Source organism: Pseudomonas cistanchae, assembly GCF_054483635.1.
On the sequence record NZ_JBTLWN010000001.1, the window covers coordinates 91545 to 109960 of the forward strand.

The following is an 18416-nucleotide window of genomic DNA, read 5'->3' on the forward strand; positions in this document are numbered from 1 at the left end:
GAAGATCGCTGCCGGATTGCATCCGGGCTACGAAGCAGACCGTAGGGTGGATGACGCTTTACCCATCCACCGATAGCGATGGTGGATGAAAAGAGCATCATCCACCCTACCCAACCGATCACCGTCGAATGTAGGAGCGGCCTTGGCCGCGACATTTCGGCGACACCTGGATCGCGGTCGAGACCGCTGCTACCCCGAGCTACCGTCGATCCCATGACCCGCTCGTAGGTTGGGTTGAGCGCAGCGATACCCAGCAAGGGGCGGCATCCCATTATTTGCCCTCCTCGAACAAGGTATCCAGCGCATCCAGCAGGCTGTCATCCGGTCGCGCGAAGTACACCCCGGCGCTGGGCATGCCGCGCAGGAACAGGTAATAGGCGCCGCCGAGCTGGCTGCCGTCGAATTCGACCAGGCGTTGGCGCAGGAAGCGCCGCAGCGCCACCAGGTAGATCAGGTATTGCAGGTAATAGTGTTCGCCGGCCAGGGCCTGGATCAGCCACTCGCCGCCGTAATAGCTGGCGTCCGGGCCGAGCCAGTTGGACTTGTAGTCGGCGATGTACCAGCGCCCTTGGTGCTCGAACGTCAGGTCGATAAAGCCTTTGAGGAAACCGTTGAGGCTGTCGAACTCCAGGTGCGCGGCTGCCTCGCGCATCGGCGCCGCCAGGCCGTATGCCGGGTCGACCAGGATGGCGCGCAGGCGCTGCACATCGAGGTTGGCCACCGGGAAGGTAAAGCCCAGCTCCGGCAAACGCCGCGCGGCCGCGAGGCTGGCAAGTGTCAGGCCGGCGCCGTCGAGGTCACAGTCGATCACCTGTTGCAGCTGAGCGAGCGCGACGTCATACCAGTCGCTGCTGATGCCGTGCCCCACCAGCCCCGGCTGCACCAGCTCTTCCAGGGCGCCCTTGCCCCGCGCCCAGTCTTCAAGAATCGCATGCAGGCAGGTACCGGCTCGCGCGCCGCGGGGGAAGGCGAAGAAACCACCACCCGGCTCGCTGGCATTGGGCAGCACCAGGCCGTCGCGGTCCGGTGCCTCCATGTGCATGCCGGCCGCCAGGCCGGAGAAGCTGCCAATCCGCCAGGCGCTATGCAGCGTGCGGCGAAACTGCTGCAGGATTGCGGGGGGTGTTGCGCGGTATTCGCCGTCGACGCTGGCCTCGCGGCGCAGCATGTCGACCCGGGCGATCATCGAGTGGCTGCTCGCCGCCAACCGATCGAGCTCCGCAGCCAGGACCACGCCGGGCTTCTCGCACAGGTGCCCGGCCAGCTCAGCCAGGGCGTCGGCACCGGGCAGTTCGCGGCCGTGCAGCAGCCAGGCCAGGGCGCTGCTGTGCAAGCCTTCGTCGGCCAGCTCGCGGCTTTTTTGCGCCGGTTTCGGCACCGCCACCGGCCCCCAATGCAGCCACAGCCGATCCCGCGCGCGGGTCAGGGCGACATAGGTCAGCCGCAGTTTCTCCGCGAACGCCTCGCGGCGCGCCTGCTGCAAACGCTCGGGCAGCTGCGCGCTGCCGAAGTCGAGCAGCGGCTGGCCGTCTTCGGCGTGACAACGGGCGCTGTCGGTGAATTTGCCGAGCAGCTTGCCGTCCCACAGGAACGGGCAGAACACCAGCGGGTATTCCAGACCTTTCGAGGTGTGGATGGTGACGATCTGCACCCGCTCGGCATCGCTTTCCAGGCGCAGCAATGCATCGTCGCCGGCGCCTTCGCTGGCGCGCTGGGCATTGAGCCAGGCCAGCAGCGACTCCAGGCCCGGGCGCTGCAGGCTTTCCTGCTGCAGCAGCTCGGCGAGGTGCAGCAGGTTGGTCAGGCGCCGCTCGCCATCAATGCGCTGCAACAGCCGCTCGGCGACCTGCTGCTCGTCGAGCCAGGCGCGAAAGGCGCGCATAAAGCCCTGCTGCTGCCACAGCTGGTGGTAACGCTCGGCGGCCTCGCGCTCGTCGTCCCAGGCTTTCTGATCGTCCTGGCACAGCGCCAGCTGCAAGGCATCACGGCCGAGCAGACGGGTGGCCAAGGCATACCGCAGCACGCCCTCGCGCCCCGGTTCGGCATAGGCGGCAAGCACCGCAGCAAGCTCGGCAGCTTCCTCGCTGTGCCAGACACTGTCGCGACCACGGCGCACGCTGGGCACACCGCGCGCCGCCAGCTCGGCGGCAACGCTGGCGGCCTCGCGATGGCTGGCGACCAGCACGGCGATGTCGCCACCCTTCAACGGGGTGCGCTGCCCGTCCTGATCGAAATACGCCTGGCCCTCAGTGCTGGCGACCAGCAATGCGGCAATCCGCTGAGCCGTATCCCGCGCCGCCAGCTCGGCGGCGCGGGCCTTGTTCAGGCCTTCGTCGCCAAGCCAGACCAATGCCAGCGGAGCGTCCTGATCCTGCAGCGCCGGCAACACCAGATTCGCCCGGGCCTTCTTGCCGGCACGGACCGGCGGGTACTCCAGGCCGTCTTCGGCGAAGGGTTGCGGCCGGTCGAACAGTTGGTTGAGTGCGGCAATCAGCTCAGGCGTGGAGCGGTAGTTGAACGGCAGGTCGTAGCGGCGTGCCGCAGCGTCGCGCGCCTTGAGGTAGGTCGCCAGATCGGCGCCGCGAAAGGCGTAGATCGCCTGCTTGGGGTCGCCGACAAAGCACAGATCACCACCCGGGCTACTGGGCGACTCGCTGGCGGCGTTCGTCGCCAGCAAGCCGCTCGCTTCGCCCGCAGAAGCGGGGTAGATCCGATCGAATATCTCGTACTGCACCGGATCGGTGTCCTGGAATTCGTCGATCAGCGCCAGCGGGTACTGCGTGCGCAGGGTCGCCGCCAGGTCTTCGCCGGCCGGCCCGTGCAGCGCCTCGTTGAGTCGATTGAGCAGGTCATCGAAGGCCAGCAGGCGTTGCGCCGCCTTGCGCGTAGGCAGCTCGGCGTTGAGCTGGTCGAGCAGGCGCACCTGCAGTGCAATCAGCCGCTGCTGCCCGGCGGGTAGCGCCTCGGTCAGCGCCGCAGCCAGCGCATCCAGCGCGTGGGCCAGCTCGCACACCGGCGCTTGGTGGCCTTTCTTGCAGGCCTTGGCCACGGCCGCCACGCCGAGTTTATCGAGGGCCGCGGGCGCGTCGAACAACGCCGCGGGGTCAGCGAAATAGGCGTCCAGCTCCGCCAGCCACAGCGACAGCTTGCTCAGCTTGTGCGTCGACTGGCTGAGGCCGCCGTGGCCGTGCAGTTCGGCGATCCACTCGGCACCCGCCTGCTGCCACAGGCGTGCGGCATGGGCCCAGGCCCGTTCGACCGCGTCCAGGTCGTTGCCCGCCAGCGCCTCGCGCGGTTCGACCCGCAGGTACGGCTTGCCCAGATGCCCGCGCAGGCGCTGGCGCAGCGATGCCGGAGTGATCTTGTGCTTGGCGAGAAAGCGCGCCCACACCGGATCGGCAGTGGCCAGTTCATGCCGCCAGGCATCGCCGAGCAGCGCGTCGATGACCTCGCGGTCGTCCTGGGTCAGCTCGCTGTCGAAGTCGCCGCCGGCCTCGAACGCAGCATCCTGCAGAGCGCGCTGACAGAAGCCGTGGATGGTGAAGATCGCCGCCTCGTCAAAGCCATGCACCGCCAGCAACAGCCGCCGACGCGCCTCGGGCCCCGGATGGCGTTGATGGAGCTGGTTAAGGAACTCGTCGTGACTCGTCACGCCGTCATACAGCCCGAGCAACTCGGCCAGGCGCTCGCGAATCCGCTCGCGCAACTCGGCGGTGGCCGCGGTGGTGTAGGTGACCACCAGAATCTGACTGACGCTGAGCTGGCGCTCCAGCAACAGGCGCGCATAGAGCGCAGTCAGGGTCCAGGTCTTGCCGGTACCGGCGCTCGCCTCGATCAGCGAGCGGCCATTGAAGGGCGAGCTTTGCAGGTCGAGGCTCATGCGTCATCCTCGTCCGCCGCCAGGGCTAGCAGGGCCGGGCCGAGCAGTTGTTCGGCGAGTTGCTCGAAGCGCTCGCCCAGCGGTTCGCGGTCGCGAAAGGCCAGGGCGTGCCAGGGGTCCTGGGATTCGCCGGGGATCGGGCTGAAGTCGGCGCCGAGCCAGGCGAGTTGCGCGGCGCTGCGGGCGGCGTCCAGTGGTTCCTTCTTGCTGCGCGCGCTGGGCAGCAGCAACGCCTTGGCGAACTCATAGCTGCTGCGCGGTAGCAGCGGCAGCGGCGTGCACAGGGCGTCGCGGTAGGCACTGAGCCAGGCGTGCAGCAGCTCGGCGGGGTTGGCCAGCGGCGCCAGTTGCCAGTCGCCGGCTGGCGAAATCAGCAGGCTGTCGCGGGCGATGCCCGGCGTGGCGCTGAGGTTGAGCAGCAGGTGACGCAGCCAGAATCCCGGTAAGTCCCAGGCGCCCGGCGCGTAAAGACGCCAGTCGAACAATCCGCTGGCGGTCACGCCATCAAGCCAGCCATAGACGTGCACGCCGGCCAGTTGCACATCGACCAGCAGCGGCTGGGCAACCTCCTGCGGGCGGGCCTCGAACAGCCGCGGCGCGAACGCCCGCACCGGGCCGCGCAACTTGCCCCACAGCGCCTGGCCTAGCTCACCGGACGGCAGCCAGCCAGCGGCGCGGGCAATCCGCCGTTCGTCTGCCTCCGACCAGCCGCGCTCCATCGCATCCAGAGTCAGACGGCGCAGACCGCGGCGCGCCGGGCCTTCGAGGGCGAAGGGCTCATCCAGCGCGATGGCCTCCTCGGCATCGGCCAGACGCAGGCCCAGGCGCTGCTCGAGGAGAAACCGTGCCGGATGGCGAAAGCACAGCAGCAGCTGCGCCGGTTCGATCTGCAGCCAGTCGTCATCCGGCGCCGGCAGCCGCTCGACGAATGCGTGCGGGTTCAGCTCCGGTGGCGCAGCCAGGCGCTCGGCGGCGCTGAACCAGGATGCGGCGAACCCGGCATGCTTGCCGCCGGCGAAATTGCCGGGGGCGAAGGGTTGCAGCGGATGGGCGATCAACAGCTGCGCGCTGGCCTTGCCGGCGGCCGCGTCGAGCACTGACGTGACGGGATCGGGCCGACGCACGGCGGTCATATCGACGGCTTCCAGCAGCTCGCTGATCAATACCGACGGCGGCAATACGGCGTTGTCGCGCGGGTCGCGGCCGACGTAGCTGAGGTACAGGCCGCCGCGCGCCGAGAGCAGGGTTTCCAGCAGCAGGTAACGGTCGTCCAGACGTCGCGCGCGGTCGCCCCGGCGCGGCTTCTGGCTGATCAGGTCGAAGCCGACCGCTGGGGTGCGCCGCGGCAGCGCGCCGTCGTCGAGGCCGAGCAGGCAGACCAGGCGGAACGGCAAGCTGCGCATCGGCACCATGGTGCAGAAGGTCACCGCGCCGGTGAGAAAGCCCGAAGCGCCGCTGCCCTGCTCCAGCACGGCGGTCAGTTGCTGGCGGATCAGCGCGAGCTCCAGCGGCCTTTCGATGCCGGCTGCCGTCGCCTGTTCCGCCAGGGCGGCGCAGGCTTTCGACAGCAGCAACAGGGTATCGCCCGCTTCGCGCTCGTCGAACAGGCTGTCGATCATCCCCTGCAGCGTCTGCGCCCACTCGGCGAGGCTGCGCGGGCGCTGCATTTCGGTCGCCAGGGTCGTCAGGCGCTCGACGAACGCGGCCAGGCGCCCCAGCAACTGGCCGCGGCCGCCTTCCAACGCATCCAGCGGCCAGCTATCGCCCAGCAGCGGCGCCTGCTCGCCGGCCAGCTGTGGCGGCGCGGCAAACCCCAACAGCAAACGATCCAGGCCCTGGCGCCAGGTGTAGGCGGCGTCGGCAGGCAAACCGAGCTGCTGCCGGTGCTGCGCATCACGCCCCCAGCGCACGCCGGCGGCATGCAGCCAGTCGCGCAGCAGCGGCACATCTTCGCGCTCGATCCCGGCCTGGCTGGCGATGGCCGGCTGCTCCAGCCAGGCGAGGATTTCCTCGGCGGCGAAGCGGCTATCCGGCAGCGCCAGCAGGTTGAGAAACGCCTCGATCAACGGGATTTCCGCGCGCAGGCTGCGGTCCGCCAGGCTGAAGGGAATGTACGGCGTCGCCGACCTCGCGCCGCCATCGCGGGCACCGCCCGATTTGGCGAAGACCGCCTCGATGTAGGGCGCATAGCGCTCGATATCCGGGGTCAGCACCACCACCTGATCGGGGGTCAATTGCGGGTCGGCGGCAAAGCGGGCGAGCAGTTGATCGTGAAGGATTTCCACTTCGCGCAGCGGCGAATGGGCGATATGCACTTCCAGCGAGCGGTCGTCCTCGCGCAGCACCATGCGCTCGTCCGGCAGGCGGGTGCGCAGGCACAGGATGTCGTTCTGCAGGGCCTGCAGCAGGCTGCTGTCGTGCAGGTCCTGGTCCTCGGAATACAGGCCGATTTCCTGGCTGCCTTCGCTGGACGCCAGGGCGAACAGGCTGTCGAAAAAGTCGCGGCCCTGTTTGCCCAGACTGGCCAGCAGCGGATGGCCGACGTCGAGGTACCAGTCATCGGCAGCGGATGGCGGCAACGCTGTTGCGCTCGCGCCGCTGTCCATCCGCGCGCTGAACGATTGCCTGGCCAGCTCGCGGATGTCGCGGATCTCGCCCCAGGCTTCGCGACACGGGTTGAGCGCGAAGATCACCACCTGGGTGTGCCGGGCTAAGGCTTCCAGCACCCGTAGATGGTGGGCCGGCAGGCTGCTCACGCCAAACACCAGCACCCGTTCCGGCAGGTCGGCGATGGCCGCGTCCTGGTACAGCCGCCGCAGCAGGTCGTCGAGCAGACGCGCGCGGTGCGGGTGGCCGTCGCGGGTCAGTTCGCGCCAGAGCAGCGCCTGCCAGGCTTCGTCCGCGCCGAGGTCGAGCAGTTCGTTGCGCTCCCAGGCGGCCAGCCAGTCGTCGCGGTACAGCAGGTACTGGTCGAACACGTCGGCGATCTTCGCCGCCAGGGACAACCGCCGACGCTCGTCGCCACCGCTCAGGTAGTGGTCGAGGCGCGGGGCTTCGGCCAGATTCTGCGGTTCGCACAACCAGTCGTAGAGGCGCCAGCTGAGGGTGCTAGGGGTGAATGCCGACTGTTCCGGCAACTGGCCGAGCACCAGGCGCGACAGGTCCCAGACGAAACGGGCCGGCAACTGCACGTCCAACTGCATGGCGATGCCCTGCTTGCGCGCCAGTTGCAGCGTCAGCCAGCGGCCCATGCCCTGGCTTGGCACCACCACCAGAGCGGGCGCGAACGGCTCGCGCGCCGGGGTTGCGAGTAGCGCGGTGGCCAGTTCGCCAAGGGTTTCCAGATCGGGGGCGTGGTAGAGAGTGAGCATCGGGCGAGCCGGGTCCGGACAGTCCGCGTAGGGTAACAGCTCGGGCCGATACGCCGCAGCGTCCCGCCACGGCATTCAGCACCGACTCGCCCTGCGCGACTCAGGGTTCGCGGCCGGCACCGCGCAGCACACGGATTTCCAGACGCGGGTTGAACCAGTAGCCAGTGCAGGTGTTTTCGTTCTTGTCGACCGCACCCTCGGCCGGGCCGAGGACGAAACCGAAATTTTCCCGCCGGCCGTGCACCCATTGCTGCACCTCGCGGGTAACCCCAATACCAATGGCGACCGTCCCGTGGTCTTGCTGCGGCCCCGCTCGCCGCAGGTTGAGGGCGGCCACCTCGCCGAACGTGGTGCCCGCGCCCAGCGGCTCGGTGGCAATGCGCAAACGCAGGGCACAGTGCGTCTCGCGAATGACCCCGCTCGGCACCCGGCGCTCGATATTGATCATCACCGGCGTGTTGCGCCGCTCCAGGCGCAGGGTCGCGCTCACCACCAGGTCGCCGCGCAGGTCGCTGAGGTCGAAGAAGAACAGGCCTTGGTAGGCGCTGCTGTCCTGGGTGTGGCAGGTCTGCCCGCGTTTGACGTGGTTGTGGAAGCCGGCGAGTACCTCGCCCGCCTCGCCCAGCGGCGGTGAGGTGCCCGTCGTGGTGCGGTCCAGCTCGAACGGCCAGCACACGCCGAAGCGGTCGCCGTAATGGGAAATCTTGGTGCCGACCCGTTCGGCGCTGCGCTCGATGGTCACTTCGCGGGTACCGCAGGCCGCAACCGCCAACAGCGCGACCAGGAGCAACAGACGGGAAAAGAACCTGTGCATTTTCACCTCCCTGTAGCAGGCGGCTAGCGGCCGCGAACGCCGAAGACCGATGTCCCCTGCAGCAACCCTAGTCAGACCTGGGGCGCTGTCCACGCCGTTGGGCGGAAGCTTGCGCGACGTCCTGACAAGCAGGAACCATCGATACGGGCTTTACTGAAGTTAGAAGCCCCCGCGACATCGTCGAGGCAAGCGGCCAGCAATGACCCGCCTGCCTGATCGACTCGCTATCGCCAGGAAGCCACATGCTCACCCTGCTCAATCTGCTGTCCGCCATTGCTCTGCTGATCTGGGGCACCCACATCGTCCGTACCGGCATCCTGCGGGTGTACGGCTCGCACCTGCGCAAGGTACTCAGCCACAACGTCAGCAAGCGGCCACTGGCGTTTGCCGCCGGCATCGGCGTGACCGCCCTGGTGCAGAGCAGCAACGCCACCGCGCTGCTGGTCACCTCCTTTGTCGCCCAGGGCCTGATGGCGCTGACCCCGGCGCTGGCGATCATGCTTGGCGCCGATGTGGGCACCGCGCTGATGGCCCGCGTACTGACCCTCGACCTGAGCTGGCTGTCGCCGCTGCTGATCTTTCTCGGGGTGATCTTCTTCCTTTCGCGCAAGCAGACCCGCGCCGGCCAGCTCGGTCGGGTGGCCATCGGCCTGGGCCTGATGCTGCTGGCGCTGGAGCTGATAGTCGCGGCCGCCACGCCGATTACCCAGACACGCGGTATCCAGGTGCTGTTCGCTTCACTGACCGGCGACCTGCTGCTGGATGCGTTGGTCGGCGCGCTGTTCGCGCTGATTTCCTACTCCAGCCTGGCCGCCGTGCTGCTTACCGCGACCCTGACCGGCGCAGGGCTGATCAGCCTGCCGGTGGCGATCGGCCTGGTGATAGGCGCGAATATCGGCAGCGGCGTGCTGGCGTTTCTCAATAGCAGCCTGCAAACCCCGGCCGGACGCCGGGTCGCGCTCGGCAGCCTGCTGTACAAGGTGATCGGCTTGTTGCTGGTGATCCCACTGCTCGACCCGCTAGTGGCCTGGCTGGACGGCCTCAAGTGGCGCCCCGAGGAACTGGTGATCGCCTTCCACCTGCTCTACAACAGCCTGCGCTGCTTGCTGATGCTGCCCACGGTCGGCGTCATGGCGCGCTTCTGCAACTGGCTGCTGCCGGATCGCGCCGAAGCAAACGGCATCGCTCGCCCGCGCCACCTCGACCCCACCGCGCTGGCGACGCCGAGCCTGGCGCTGGCCAATGCGGTGCGCGAAACCCTGCGCATCGGCGACCTGGTCGAAACCATGCTCAGCCAGCTGCTGGAAGTGCTGCGCGGCAATCACCCGGCCTCGAGCAGCGAACTGCGGCGCCTGGACGACGATGTCGATGCCCTCTACAGCGCGGTCAAGCTGTACCTGGCTCAGGTGCAGCGCGACGTCCTCAGCGAGCACGACAGCCGGCGCTGGGCCGAAATCATCGAACTGGCAGTTAACCTCGAGCAGGCCGGCGACATCGTCGAACGCATGCTCGCCAAGGTGCAGGACCAGAAGACCGCGCAACGCCATTCGTTTTCCGACAGCGGCCTGGAGGAACTGGCCAGCTTGCATGACCAGTTGATGGCCAACCTGCGCCTGGGGCTTTCGGTGTTCCTGTCTGGCGACAAGGAAAGCGCGCGTCAGCTGCTCCGCGAGAAGCGCCGCTTTCGCGCCCAGGAACGGCGCATGGCCCACGCCCACGTCGGCCGGCTGCATCATCAGGTGGTGCAGAGCATCGAAACCAGTTCCCTGCACCTGGAACTGATCGGCGACATGAAGCGGCTCAACTCGCTGTTCTGCAGCAGCGCCTACGTGGTGCTGGAGGCCGGCGAAAGCGGCGCCCTGCACGAGGAAATCGGCGGCGAATAACCGCGGCGGCAGGTCAACCCGCGCCTACCTCAAGGGGCGCGCGGGCCTGTTGCAGGCATTCCAGCAGGCATTCCAACGCCGGTTGGCGTTGCGCACGGCGCAGCACCGCCACCAGCTCGCGGTGGAACACCAGCGGCCCCAGCTCGATCACCCGCAATTGCGTCGGCCGCTGCAACCACAGGCCGGCACGCGGGATCAGCGATACGCCGAGGCCGCATTCGACCATGCGCACGATGGCTTCCAGTTCGTCCAGCTCCAGCGCATCGCGCACGCTCAGGCGCTGCTCATGGAGAAACTGGCTGACCCGCCGACCGCCAAACGAGCGGCGGTCGTAGCGCACGAATGGTTGCTCGGCAAGTAGCTGCAGCGGCTCGTCACCGGCGACATTCAGGGGTGCGATCAGCACGAAGGGCTCGCGGCTCAGGCTGATCTGCAGCAACTCCTTGGGCAGCTCGAACGGTGGTTTGATCATCAGCGCCAGGTCGATTTCCCCCGCGTCCACCTGGCTCAACAGCTGCAACGACACACCCGGCACCAGCTTCAGCTCGACCCGCGGCGCGGCGGTGCGAAAGCGCGGCAAGGCCTCGGGCAACAGCCCGGTCTGCACCGTGGCGATTGCGCCGATGCGCAATTCGCCCTGCCACTCGGCGGCGGACGTGGGCAGCGCCATCTGCGCGTAGAGCGCGAGCATCTGTTCGGCCAGCGGCAGCGCATGTCGGCCGGCGGCATTGAGCACCGCGGAACGCCCGCTGCGCTCGAACAGGCGCACGCCAAGGCCGTGTTCGAGCACGCGCATCTGCGCGCTGACGGCCGATTGAGTTAGGCCGACATGCTGGCCAGCGGCAGCAAAAGTGCCGTGACGGGCGACCATGACGAAGGTTTTCAGCTCACGCAGCATCAGCGCCTCGATTGATCAATTTTATTTGTGAGTGACAGAAAGAATATGCGCTTTTAACCAACTTCATTGTTGCTGAGAATCGCTGAACAGGTACAAGAATCGGTTTTGATACCGCGCACAAACAGGTTTCCAAGGAGCATTGCCATGGCACTCACACCTTTTCACCTAGCCATTCCGGTCTACGACCTCGAAGCCTGCCGGCATTTTTACGGTCATGTGTTCGGTTGCGCCGAGGGGCGCAGCAGCGACCATTGGATCGATTACGACTTCTTCGGTCATCAGTTGGTGATCCACCAGAGCCCGAAGACCGCGACCCAGATCGACGCGCACAGCAACCCGGTCGATGGCCACAACGTACCGGTGCCGCATTTTGGTGTGGTGCTCGGCTGGGACGATTGGCAGACCCTGGCTGCGCGCCTGAAAGCCAAGGGCACCGCCTTCGTGATCGAGCCCTACATCCGCTTCGAGGGGCAGGTCGGCGAGCAGGCGACGCTGTTCCTACTCGATCCCTGCGGCAATGCCCTGGAGTTCAAGGCGTTCAAGGACATCAGCCAGCTGTTCGCCAAGTAGGTCAGCGCGAGCGGCCCGTTACGAGCGCCTGACCCTGCACAGCCGATCAGTTGTTCGGAAAACCGAACGACTGATCGGCTGTTGGCCGTCATCCCGAACGCAAATGCTGTTTACAACTCATCCATGATTTAGGATTTCCTATATATTTCAATAGCTTGAATCACTCGATCGGCAACTGAAAAGGCTGGCATGCAACCTGCTCTCTCTCCTGCAGGAATGCGATAGCCCTTCCCAGACAGAGCGGTAACTGCCCCGCAGTCACCTGCCAATAACAACAACATCGAGGAATTGATTCATGCGTATTGTCTCCCGTGCCCTGAGCGTCGCCGTTGCCGCCGCGCTGTTCGCCACCCCGGTTCTGGCCAGCGAACTGACCGGCACCCTGAAAAAGATCAAAGATTCCGGCACCATCACCCTGGGCCACCGTGACGCCTCCATCCCGTTTTCCTATTTCGGCGACAACCCACAGCAGCCGGTGGGCTACTCCCACGACCTGCAGATGAAAGTGGTCGAGGCGATCAAGCAGGAACTGGGCATGCCGGACCTCAAGGTGCGCTACAACCTGGTCACCTCGCAGACGCGCATCCCGCTGGTGCAGAACGGCACCGTCGACCTCGAGTGTGGCTCCACCACCAACAACATCGAGCGTCAGCGTCAGGTCGATTTCTCGGTCGGCATCTTCGAGGTCGGCACCCGCCTGCTGGCGAAGAAAACCGCCGGCGTCGATGGCTTCGCCGACCTCAATGGCAAGAACGTGGTGACCACCGCCGGCACCACCTCCGAGCGTCTGCTGAAGATCATGAATGCCGAGCAGAAAATGGGCATGAACATCATCTCGGCCAAGGACCATGGCGAGTCGTTCCTGATGCTCGAATCCGGCCGCGCGGTGGCCTTCATGATGGACGACGCGCTGCTCTACGGTGAAATGGCCAAGGCCAAGAACCCCGACGACTGGGCAGTGGTCGGCAAGCCGCAATCGTTCGAGATCTACGGCTGCATGATGCGCAAGGGCGACCCGGCGTTCAAACAGGTAGTCGACGGCGCCATCAGTGCGACCTTCAAGTCCGGCGACATCACGGCCATCTACGACAAGTGGTTCATGCAGCCGATTCCGCCGAAGAACCTCAACCTCAATTTCCCCATGAGCGATGAGCTGAAAAAGCTGATCGCCAACCCCACCGATAAATCTGCAGAACAGATTTAACCGCCGATCCACGGTGTTCGTCCGCACGGCCCGAAACGGCCGCTACGGGCGGGGGCCGTGACGGCAAGGTGATGCCGCGGCGTGCCCACAAGGCGCGGCGTGTGCGGGGATTCCCGGGGAAGCTGCGCTTCCCCTCTCTCGAATTCGAAGGCTTGCAGTGCCGTCCAGCGTGGCTGGGTGTGCGTTGCCGTTGCCTGCGTGACCGCCACTTCTACTGAGAGAACCACCCAATGACTTACACCTGGGACTGGGGCATTTTCTTCAAGTCCACCGGCATTGGCAGCGAGATCTACCTGGACTGGTTTCTCACCGGCCTGGGCTGGACCATCGCCATCGCCGTGGTCGGCTGGATCATCGCGCTGCTGCTGGGCTCGCTGCTCGGCGTGATGCGCACGGTGCCGAACCGCTGGATCTCCGGCATCGCCACCGTCTATGTGGAAATCTTCCGCAACGTGCCACTGCTGGTGCAGCTGTTTCTCTGGTACTTCCTGGTCCCCGACCTGCTGCCCGAGCCGCTGGAGATGTGGTTCAAGCAGGACTTGAACCCGGCGACCTCGGCTTATCTGTCGGTTGTGGTTTGTCTTGGTCTGTTCACCGCGGCGCGGGTCTGCGAGCAGGTGCGCACCGGTATCCAGGCGCTGCCCAAGGGCCAGACCGCAGCGGCCTACGCCATGGGTTTTCGCCTGCCGCAGATCTACAGCAACGTGCTGCTGCCCCAGGCCTACCGGATCATCATTCCGCCGCTTACCAGCGAGTTCCTGAACATCTTCAAGAACTCCTCGGTAGCCTCGCTGATCGGCCTGATGGAGCTGCTGGCGCAGACCAAGCAGACCGCCGAATTCAGCGCCAACCTGTTTGAAGCCTTCACCCTGGCGACGCTGATCTACTTCACCCTGAACATGAGCCTGATGCTGCTGATGCGCGTCATCGAGCGCAAGGTCGCCGTACCGGGCCTGATTTCCGTAGGAGGCAAATGATGGATTTCAGTGCAATCGTACCGGCCCTGCCAGGGCTCTGGGATGGCATGGCGATGACCCTGCAGCTGATGGCGCTGGGCGTGCTCGGCGGCGTCGTGCTCGGCACGCTGCTGGCGATGATGCGGCTGTCGCACAACAAGCTGCTGGCCAACGTGGCCGCGACCTACGTTAATTACTTCCGCTCCATCCCGTTGTTGCTGGTGATCACCTGGTTCTACTTCGCGGTGCCGTTCATCCTGCGCTGGATCACCGGCGAGGACACCCCGATCGGTGCGTTCACCTCGTGCCTGGTGGCGTTCATCATGTTCGAGGCGGCGTACTTCTGCGAGATCGTCCGCGCCGGCATCCAGGCCATTCCCAAGGGCCAGATGGGCGCGGCGCAGGCGCTCGGGATGAACTACCCGCAGACCATGCGCCTGATCATCCTGCCCCAGGCGTTTCGCAAGATGACCCCGCTGCTGCTGCAGCAAAGCATCATCCTGTTTCAGGACACCTCGCTGGTGTACACCGTGGGGTTGATGGACTTCCTCAATGCTGCGCGCTCGCGCGGCGACATCATCGGTCAGGCCCACGAGTTTCTGATTTTTGCCGGCCTGGTCTATTTCACAATCAGCTTCGCCGCCTCGCTGCTGGTCAAGCATCTGCAAAGAAGGTTAGCCGTATGATCTCGATCAATAACGTCAACAAGTGGTACGGGGACTTCCAGGTGCTGACCGAGTGCAGCACCGAGGTGAAGAAAGGCGAAGTGGTGGTGGTGTGCGGGCCGTCCGGCTCGGGCAAGTCGACCCTGATCAAGTGCGTCAATGCGCTGGAGCCGTTCCAGAAGGGCGACATCGTGGTCGACGGCACCTCGATCGCGGCGAGCAAGACCAACCTGCCCAAGCTGCGTTCGCGGGTCGGCATGGTGTTCCAGCATTTCGAGCTGTTCCCGCACCTGACCATCACCGAAAACCTGACCATCGCGCAGATCAAGGTGCTTGGCCGCAGCAAGCAGGAAGCCACCGAGAAGGGCCTAGCACTGCTCGACCGCGTCGGCCTCAAGGAACACGCCCACAAGCATCCTGGCCAGCTGTCCGGCGGCCAGCAGCAGCGCGTCGCGATTGCCCGCGCGCTGGCGATGGACCCGGTGGTGATGCTGTTCGACGAACCCACCTCGGCGCTCGATCCGGAGATGGTCAACGAGGTGCTCGACGTGATGGTGCAGCTGGCCCAGGAAGGTATGACCATGATGTGCGTGACCCACGAGATGGGCTTCGCGCGCAAGGTCGCCGACCGGGTGATCTTCATGGACGCCGGCCAGATCGTCGAGGACTGCCCGAAGGAAGCGTTCTTCGGCGACGTCTCGGCGCGCTCGGAGCGAGCCCAGCAGTTCCTCGCGAAGATCCTTCAGCATTGATGCCAGGGTGCGCTATGCGCACCTCATGGCACCGCGGCACTGTGCATCCGGTGCGATTAATGCCAACGCTAATGGTGCGCGACCAGAGCAACAACCACCCGCCCGCGCACCTGGCCAGCAAGGAACGACTGTGATGCAATGCCACATCGCCAGCCTTCGCGCCGTGCCGCCCGCCCTGACCGTGAAACCGCGCCTCGCTCGTACCCTGCTGTTGACCCTGCTGATGCTCCTGGCGGTGCTGGCCTGCGGCTATGCCGGTTATCACTTCAGCAAGGCGTTCGGCATCCGCGCACTGGCCGAGAATGGCGAACGCCAGCTCGAGCTCAATGCCCGTGCGGTGGAAAGCGAGATCAGCAAGTACACCTACCTGCCCAGCCTGCTCGAGCTGGACTACAACGTGCGCCGCCTGGTGCAGACCTCGACCGCCTACCGCCGTCAGCAGGTCAACGATTACCTCGAAGGCCTCAACCAGCGCAGCGGCAGCCTGGCCACCTATGTGCTCGACACGACCGGGCGGGTGGTCGCCACCAGCAACTGGCGCGAGCCGAGCAGCTTTCTCGGCGAGGACCTGTCGTTCCGCGCCTATTTCCAGGACGCCATGCAAGGCAAACCGGGGCGCTTCTACGGCATCGGCAGCACCACCGGCGAGCCGGGCTACTACATTGCCCATGGCCTCAAGAGCGGCGAGCAGATCATCGGTGTGGCCGTGGTCAAGGTGCGCCTCGATGCCCTCGAGCAGCGCTGGCAGCGCGCGCAGCTGGAGGCTTACGTCAGCGACGAGAACGGCATCATCATCCTCTCCAGCAATCCGGCGCGGCGGCTCAAGGCCATCCACCCGCTGGGGCCGAATACCCGCGAGCGCCTGGCGCGCAGCCTGCAATACCACTGGTGGGCGCTGGAGGAACTGCAACCACTGGCGCGCCGATCCCTCGGCGCCGGCATCGAGCAGGTCAGCTTCGCTGCCAATGAAAGCGGCGAACAGGCCAGCGGCCGGATCGACTACCTGGCGCAAACCCGCCCGCTGGACGACACCCCCTGGCACCTGACGTTGCTGACACCCCTGCAGGATCAGCACCGCGCCGCCATGAGCCACGGCATGCTCGCCGCGGCAGCCTGTGCGCTGCTGATCTTCCTCGGCCTGGCACTTAACCAGCGGCGCAGGATGATTGCCACCCGCCTCGCCGCGCGTGAAGCGCTGCAGCAGGCCAACGACGAGCTGGAGCGCAAGATCGCCGAACGCACCGCCGACCTGCAGGCCAGCAACGAGCGCCTGAAAGCCGAGATTCGCGAGCGCAAGCAGGCTGAAACCACCCTGCGCCAGGCCCAGGACGAGCTGGTGCAAGCCGGCAAGCTGGCGGTGATCGGGCAGATGTCGACGAGCATTGCCCACGAACTCAACCAGCCCCTGGCCGCGTTGCGCACGCTGTCCGGCAATACCGTGCGCTTCCTCGCTCGCGGCGCCCTCGACGTGGCCAGCACCAACCTGCACACGATTAACGAACTGGTCGATCGCATGGGCAAGATCACCGGCAGCCTGCGCGCCTTCGCCCGTCGCGAAGGCGACCGCGGCGAAGCCAGCCTGACCCAGGCGGTCGAGGCCGCCCTGCTGCTGTTGCAACCGCGCACCGACTCCATCGCCCTGCAGATTCACCGCGACTATCCAGACGCCCAGGCCGATGTGCGCCTGGCCATCGACCAGACGCGCCTGGAGCAGATTCTGGTCAACCTGATCGCCAATGCCCTGGACGCCATGAGCGACCAGGCCGACCGGCAGCTCTGGCTCAGCGGCCGGGACCAGGGCGAACGCTACCTGCTGAGCGTGCGCGACAATGGCCCTGGCATTGCCCCGGCGGCGCGGGTGCACCTGTTCGAGCCGTTCTTCACCACCAAACCGGGCGAAAAAGGCCTCGGCCTGGGCCTGACCCTGTCCGCCAGCCTGGCCGCCGCGGCCGCCGGCAGCCTGACCGTGCAACACCCCGAGGAAGGCGGCACCGCCTTCGAACTGAGCCTGCCCAAAGCCGACCCCAGCCGCGAGAACAGCGCGCATGAACGACCCGCTTAGCGTCCTGATCGTCGAGGACGATCCCCATGTACTGCTCGGCTGCCAACAGGCGCTGGCGCTGGAAGATATTGCCAGTGAAGGCGTCGGCAGCGCCGAAGAAGCGCTGCAGCGCATCGGTGCGGATTTCGCCGGCATCGTCGTCAGCGATATCCGCCTGCCCGGCATCGATGGCCTGGAACTGCTGACCCGCCTCAAGCAACGCGACCCCAGCCTGCCGGTGGTGCTGATAACCGGCCATGGCGACATCAGCATGGCGGTCAACGCCATGCGCGACGGTGCCTACGATTTCATGGAAAAACCCTTCTCCCCGGAGCGCCTGGTCGAGGTCACCCGCCGTGCTCTGGAGCAGCGCAGCCTGGCCCGTGAGGTCAGCTCGCTGCGCCGCCAGCTGGCCGGGCGCCAGGCGCTGGAGCAGCGCCTGATCGGGCGCTCGCCAGCAATGCAGCAGCTGCGCGAGCTGATCGCCAATGTCGCCGACACCTCGGCCAATGTGCTGATCGAGGGCGAAACCGGCACCGGCAAGGAACTGGTCGCGCGCTGCCTGCATGATTTCAGCCGGCGCCAGCCCAAGCCATTCGTCGCGCTCAATTGCGGCGGCCTGCCGGAAAACCTGTTCGAGAGCGAGATCTTCGGCCATGAAGCCCATGCCTTCACCGGCGCCGGCAAGCGGCGGATTGGCAAGATCGAACACGCCGACGGCGGCACGCTGTTTCTCGACGAGGTCGAGAGCATGCCGCTCAATCTGCAGATCAAATTGCTGCGGGTGTTGCAGGAACACAGCCTCGAGCGCCTCGGCTCGAACCAGAGCGTGGCGGTGGATGCGCGGGTGATCGCGGCGACCAAGTCGGACCTGGACGAGCAGAGCAAACAGGGACGGTTTCGCAGCGACCTCTACTACCGGCTCAACGTGGTCACCCTGGAGCTGCCGCCGCTGCGCGAGCGCCGCGAAGACATCGCCCTGCTATTCGAGCATTTCCTGCAGTTGTCGGCGCTGCGCTTCGATCGCGCGCCACCCGTACTGGACCGGCAGACCCTCGCCGCGCTGATGGCCCACGACTGGCCAGGCAATGTGCGCGAGCTGCGCAACGTCGCCGAACGCTTCGCCCTCGGCCTGCCGGTGTTCAAGAAAAGCGGTCTGGCCAGCGAGGGCAATGGCCCCGGTTTCGCCGAAGCGGTGGAAGCCTTCGAACGTACGCTGCTGGTCGATGCGCTGGAACGCCACGGCGGCAATCTCAGCCAGGCCAGCCAGGCGCTGGGCATGGCCAAGACCACGCTGTTCGACAAGGTGAAGAAGTACGGGCTGCAATAGCCACGGTTCAGCAGGCAGAGCGAATGGGCCGCAAGGTTTGTCCGTGGTT

At 66.1% G+C, this 18416-nt stretch carries 12 protein-coding genes; 8 read left to right on the forward strand and 4 right to left on the reverse strand.

What is annotated here, in order from left to right; translation table 11 throughout:
• Nucleotides 1-271: 271 nt before the first annotated feature.
• The 3 genes from recB to ACX0MV_RS00425 form a co-directional block, all read right to left on the reverse strand.
• The gene (gene recB, locus ACX0MV_RS00415; protein WP_458980512.1) at nucleotides 272-3880 is read right to left on the reverse strand and encodes an exodeoxyribonuclease V subunit beta; all 3609 of its coding nucleotides are present in this window, start codon (nucleotides 3878-3880) and stop codon (nucleotides 272-274) included.
• On the reverse strand, nucleotides 3877-7251 hold the full coding sequence (recC, locus tag ACX0MV_RS00420; RefSeq protein ID WP_458980513.1) for an exodeoxyribonuclease V subunit gamma: 3375 nt from the start codon (nucleotides 7249-7251) through the stop codon (nucleotides 3877-3879). Before recC ends, recB begins: the two co-directional genes overlap by 4 nt.
• A 100-nt stretch (nucleotides 7252-7351) precedes the next feature.
• Nucleotides 7352-8065, reverse strand: a complete 714-nt coding sequence (locus ACX0MV_RS00425; protein WP_458980514.1) for a hypothetical protein — start codon at nucleotides 8063-8065, stop codon at nucleotides 7352-7354.
• A gap of 242 nt (nucleotides 8066-8307) precedes the next feature.
• Between ACX0MV_RS00425 and ACX0MV_RS00430 the strand changes: the two genes are divergently transcribed.
• Nucleotides 8308-9951 (forward strand): Na/Pi cotransporter family protein, encoded by a 1644-nt coding sequence (locus ACX0MV_RS00430; protein WP_458980515.1) that lies wholly within the window; start codon nucleotides 8308-8310, stop codon nucleotides 9949-9951.
• A 13-nt stretch (nucleotides 9952-9964) separates the two neighbouring features.
• Here the strand turns inward: ACX0MV_RS00430 and ACX0MV_RS00435 are convergent, their stop codons facing one another.
• On the reverse strand, nucleotides 9965-10849 hold the full coding sequence (locus ACX0MV_RS00435) for a LysR family transcriptional regulator (RefSeq protein WP_458980516.1): 885 nt from the start codon (nucleotides 10847-10849) through the stop codon (nucleotides 9965-9967).
• A 144-nt stretch (nucleotides 10850-10993) separates the two neighbouring features.
• On the opposite strand from ACX0MV_RS00435, the gene ACX0MV_RS00440 reads away from it, so the two are divergent.
• The 7 genes from ACX0MV_RS00440 (at nucleotide 10994) to aauR (ending at nucleotide 18367) form a co-directional block, all read left to right on the forward strand.
• Complete coding sequence (locus ACX0MV_RS00440) at nucleotides 10994-11419, forward strand: VOC family protein (RefSeq protein ID WP_458980517.1); 426 nt, start codon at nucleotides 10994-10996, stop codon at nucleotides 11417-11419.
• Nucleotides 11420-11714: 295 nt separating this feature from the next.
• Nucleotides 11715-12623 (forward strand): glutamate/aspartate ABC transporter substrate-binding protein, encoded by a 909-nt coding sequence (locus ACX0MV_RS00445; RefSeq protein ID WP_458980518.1) that lies wholly within the window; start codon nucleotides 11715-11717, stop codon nucleotides 12621-12623.
• A gap of 230 nt (nucleotides 12624-12853) precedes the next feature.
• Nucleotides 12854-13600 (forward strand): amino acid ABC transporter permease, encoded by a 747-nt coding sequence (locus tag ACX0MV_RS00450; RefSeq protein WP_458980519.1) that lies wholly within the window; start codon nucleotides 12854-12856, stop codon nucleotides 13598-13600.
• Nucleotides 13597-14265 (forward strand): amino acid ABC transporter permease, encoded by a 669-nt coding sequence (locus tag ACX0MV_RS00455; protein ID WP_458980520.1) that lies wholly within the window; start codon nucleotides 13597-13599, stop codon nucleotides 14263-14265. Before ACX0MV_RS00450 ends, ACX0MV_RS00455 begins: the two co-directional genes overlap by 4 nt.
• A complete protein-coding gene (locus ACX0MV_RS00460) occupies nucleotides 14262-14996 on the forward strand; it encodes an amino acid ABC transporter ATP-binding protein (RefSeq protein WP_458980521.1) in 735 nt (244 codons plus the stop codon). The genes ACX0MV_RS00455 and ACX0MV_RS00460 overlap by 4 nt, the downstream gene beginning before the upstream one ends.
• A gap of 133 nt (nucleotides 14997-15129) precedes the next feature.
• The gene (locus ACX0MV_RS00465) at nucleotides 15130-17058 is read left to right on the forward strand and encodes a sensor histidine kinase (RefSeq protein ID WP_458980522.1); all 1929 of its coding nucleotides are present in this window, start codon (nucleotides 15130-15132) and stop codon (nucleotides 17056-17058) included.
• On the forward strand, nucleotides 17042-18367 hold the full coding sequence (gene aauR, locus ACX0MV_RS00470; protein ID WP_458980523.1) for a two-component response regulator AauR: 1326 nt from the start codon (nucleotides 17042-17044) through the stop codon (nucleotides 18365-18367). The genes ACX0MV_RS00465 and aauR overlap by 17 nt, the downstream gene beginning before the upstream one ends.
• Nucleotides 18368-18416 lie beyond the last annotated feature (49 nt).

Coding starts and splice junctions, on each gene's coding strand:
- ACX0MV_RS00460 (WP_458980521.1), top strand. CDS start 14,262: ATGATCTCGATCAATAACGTCAACAAGTGGTACGGGGACTTCCAGGTG.
- recC (WP_458980513.1), bottom strand. CDS start 7,251: ATGCTCACTCTCTACCACGCCCCCGATCTGGAAACCCTTGGCGAACTG.
- ACX0MV_RS00425 (WP_458980514.1), bottom strand. CDS start 8,065: ATGCACAGGTTCTTTTCCCGTCTGTTGCTCCTGGTCGCGCTGTTGGCG.
- ACX0MV_RS00455 (WP_458980520.1), top strand. CDS start 13,597: ATGATGGATTTCAGTGCAATCGTACCGGCCCTGCCAGGGCTCTGGGAT.
- ACX0MV_RS00450 (WP_458980519.1), top strand. CDS start 12,854: ATGACTTACACCTGGGACTGGGGCATTTTCTTCAAGTCCACCGGCATT.
- ACX0MV_RS00445 (WP_458980518.1), top strand. CDS start 11,715: ATGCGTATTGTCTCCCGTGCCCTGAGCGTCGCCGTTGCCGCCGCGCTG.
- ACX0MV_RS00465 (WP_458980522.1), top strand. CDS start 15,130: ATGCAATGCCACATCGCCAGCCTTCGCGCCGTGCCGCCCGCCCTGACC.
- recB (WP_458980512.1), bottom strand. CDS start 3,880: ATGAGCCTCGACCTGCAAAGCTCGCCCTTCAATGGCCGCTCGCTGATC.
- ACX0MV_RS00435 (WP_458980516.1), bottom strand. CDS start 10,849: ATGCTGCGTGAGCTGAAAACCTTCGTCATGGTCGCCCGTCACGGCACT.
- ACX0MV_RS00440 (WP_458980517.1), top strand. CDS start 10,994: ATGGCACTCACACCTTTTCACCTAGCCATTCCGGTCTACGACCTCGAA.
- aauR (WP_458980523.1), top strand. CDS start 17,042: ATGAACGACCCGCTTAGCGTCCTGATCGTCGAGGACGATCCCCATGTA.
- ACX0MV_RS00430 (WP_458980515.1), top strand. CDS start 8,308: ATGCTCACCCTGCTCAATCTGCTGTCCGCCATTGCTCTGCTGATCTGG.